This is a genomic window from Kosmotoga sp., assembly GCF_982836095.1.
This window is the reverse complement of the sequence record NZ_CEYIHJ010000204.1, coordinates 475-2,942: the sequence shown is the minus strand read 5'-3', so window position 1 is coordinate 2,942 and position 2,468 is coordinate 475. Positions and strand designations below refer to the sequence as shown.

General features: G+C 35.5%; 2 protein-coding genes. Both read right to left on the bottom strand.

Features of this window, described 5'->3' with window-relative positions; all coding sequences use genetic code 11:
- Nucleotides 1–2,037, bottom strand: a 2,037-nt coding sequence (locus AC3LHT_RS10135) for a hypothetical protein (protein ID WP_488662804.1), incomplete at its 3' end; no start/stop codon positions are given.
- The gene (locus AC3LHT_RS10130; RefSeq protein ID WP_488662803.1) at nt 2,018–2,260 is read right to left on the bottom strand and encodes a hypothetical protein; all 243 of its coding nucleotides are present in this window, start codon (nt 2,258–2,260) and stop codon (nt 2,018–2,020) included. The genes AC3LHT_RS10135 and AC3LHT_RS10130, both read right to left, overlap by 20 nt.
- Between the last annotated feature and the right edge of the window lie 208 nt (nt 2,261–2,468).

Below are 2,468 nucleotides of genomic sequence, written 5' to 3'. Positions count from 1 at the left end.
TCCTAATTTTAGATAAGGAACAACACAAAAACTTAAGCGCTTGCCAATGTGCCGGACATCATTTCTTAATCGAACTGTAAACCTACCAACAGGGCTTTTCCCTATGCATTTTTCATTAAATAGGGGTATTATAAATAGGCCATCATTCACACCTATGTTCGATATTTCCTCCAACTCGTTGAGGCGATAATGCTTTGATTCAACCATGGTGCTATCGCCGCTTTTAGGTATAGAAATTACCCATTCTTTTATTGCTGCTTTATTTTCAACTGGAACGCAAACGCATGGAGGCTCTCCAACATATATATTTTCTTCTTCTGAACAGCACCCCCTCAGGATCTGCCCACCATAGAGAGTTGGTTCAAGCTTTCTTTCAATTGAAATTGGTATTATGTATCTATTATTTTGTTTATCTACCAAATTCAGTTGCTTAACATTGCTAACATCTACTTTAACGTATTTGTATTCCCTCCATTTTCCATATAGATCAGCTTCCTCAATAACGAATTGATTTTGTTCGAGATAAAATATTTTACGAAATATGATTAAAATTTCCCCCTTGGGTAATTCCGCTTCTTGGATCAACTTTCTACCGCTAAAGGCCATTAAATGATGCGCCAAGCTAATACCCTGAATATCCCAGCTCTTAATAATCTGGCCATCGCTTTTTAGAATGAATTTGTAGATATTCGATGGAAAAGGCAGGGGAAAATCAAGTTCCTCTGTTGCTAAATAATCTTTGTTATATTTATAAGTCCGCAACAATTGTTCTTTCTGTGAGTACTGTTTGTCTTCGTTAATTACTAAACAAATTCCTGTGAACTTATCGGGAATTGAGAAGCGCTGTGATGGAAAGTGAACTTTGATTTCGCTCAGCGCAGAATCAAAATATATCAGGGGACTTCTAAATCTATTCAGTTTCCCTGAGCTTATGAATTCATCTCCTTTTTCCCTGATTTTGCAATATTCTTTCCACCATTCTTCGAATCTTGTAACTACTCTCTCTGGTAGCCCAGTTTCACACGCAGAAGGCATGCTTTGTTCAGTCATGGCCTGATTCACCATGTTGGCAGATTTAACAAGAAAATCTCTTGCTGTATTACCACCGTAAAGCAAGAATCTTCGGGTGGGTTCATCCACATAAGGAAATGGTTCCGGAATTTGGTCGAGGTTTTCTTTCAATTCAATTGTTTTTTGTTTGATTTGTTCAATTTCCAAATCAAAACGATCAATTTCTGAACCATAGTAACTTCTATCTTTGCCACTCTTTTGAGCCCCGTCTTTTTCTTGTTCCAAGCTCTCTAAATCAGGATATGCCTTTATTAAATCTTTTCTAACCAATTCTGCTTTAAGTTGCGCATTACGCTGCTGTTCCAACCGTTCAATACCTAATTGAGTATCTCCATTTCCGAACTTAATAAGATGCTGATCAATTTCCTGAATATTTTCAAGTAGAGATTGTTTTTTAGCCATTAATTCTCTAATATTATTTTGTTTCTCTTCAAATTGTTGTTCGGCTCGAATGGCTGATTGTCTATTGCCTTGAGCCTCAGCAAGCGTAATTTTCATGGCCATAACCACATTTTTTATCTCACCGGTTGTGGCAACGCATACAGATTCTGCTACGTTTTTTATTCTATTAATTTTTTCACCAGTTTTCTTTTCCCGAAAGTTTTTGGTTTGACGAAGACGACGAAGGGCACCGTAGTTGTCACACAATTGGATTAAATTTTGCACAAGTTCGATCTGTGGGTGTCGCAGTACTGTTTCGTCAATAGGAAGTTCTTTTAGCATTTCAGAGATTTCAATCCTGATTTCTTGTGCTGTTTTTTCTCTTTTTATAAAACGGGGGAAAAAGTGATTCATCCAGCTCTTAATAGCGATTAAGATATTCGTAAAATAGGTTCTTTTTATAATTGATTCGCTTAAACTTCTGGAATTAAAGAGCTCGATTTTATTTTTCAAATTATCTGAAGATAACTCTTGAATAATTGAAACATAACTTTCATCCCAAGGTTTAAAAAATACTGATTGCATCTTTTTTTATTTGTTCTTTAAGCAGGTTTTCTTGTGTTTTAAGTTTGATAAGCTTTCCAAGTTCTTGTTCTAATACTGTCGAGATGTTAATACATTGATTAATAGCGTCTGTATTGGCTAAAACCTTTTTATCTGCTTCTGAAAATTTCTTTTTTTCCTGCTCACATTGTCTTTTTTCACTTTCTAATTTTTCAATCTCTTTTTGAAGTTTTTGTATTGTCAAAATTGTCTTGCTTTTGTATTCTAAAGGGTCTTCAGGTAGAGAGGCTAACTCATCGCGGTTAACTACTTTTTCATCTAAGGCTCTGATTTTATCAAGATCATCCCATATATTAATTAAAGAACGAACTCGCTTTAACTTGTTTGAGATTAGACATTTCTTTACTCCACCCCTTTCAAGGTAGTACTTCTATTTCTTTCTTAGCGCAAGG